This window comes from Ensifer adhaerens, from assembly GCF_002940685.1.
Classification (GTDB): Bacteria; Pseudomonadota; Alphaproteobacteria; order Rhizobiales; family Rhizobiaceae; genus Ensifer; species Ensifer adhaerens_E.
Genome location: NZ_PNFP01000068.1, coordinates 1 through 780 on the forward strand (window position 1 = coordinate 1; position 780 = coordinate 780).

Here is a 780-nt window from a genome sequence, read left to right on the forward strand (position 1 = left end):
AAAAGGGAATTAGGTTAATATTCCTAAGCCGATTATGGGTATACGCGGGTTAATCCGTGTGTTTGATGGCAACATGAAAGAACTTTGGGACTTTAATCGTAGCTCTGTGAAAAGTTATCTTTTCTTTCTAATTTATTTGAAACACGCATTTTGTGTGTTGTAAAGACCCCCGAAATAAATCAATTAGAGAAGGCAGTGGGCCACATCTGGTAAGCAGAACTGGCGATGTGGGATGAACCAAACGTACGCGAGTTAAGGAGCCTAAGGGCGGCACTCATGCAGAGCCCAGAAAGGGCGTCGATTCATACAGACAGCAAGACGGTGGCCACGGAAGTCGGAATCCGCTAAGGAGTGTGTAACAACTCACTTGCCGAATGAATCGGCCCCTAAAATGGATGGCGCTCAAGTGCCGCGAAGAGAAATTTCCGATACTCGACTGGCAACGCGCACATAATGAGGTGTTGTCAAGTAGGAGGACGCGTGAAGGTTGTTGGGAAGCTGTATGCGGGCGACCGCGTGTGGAACAGCCTTTAGTGCAGATCTCGGTGGTAGTCGCAAATACTCAAGATTTATTTTATTGCTTGAGGACCGAAGTGGAGAAGGGTTTCATATCAATAGCAAGTACATATGAATGAGCCGGTCCTAAATGGAATAGGGAAACCTTTTAAAAGTAAATACGCGGTTTGCGCCGTTTACGTGTTATAAAAGGGAATTAGGTTAATATTCCTAAGCCGATTATGGGTATACGCGGGTTAAACCGTGTGTTTGATGGCAACATGA

Annotated in this window: 1 rRNA gene; it reads left to right on the forward strand. The window is 45.4% G+C overall.

Annotated features, from left to right (window positions below):
* Nucleotides 1-780 (forward strand): 23S ribosomal RNA (locus tag C1A35_RS36530); the annotation flags it as partial.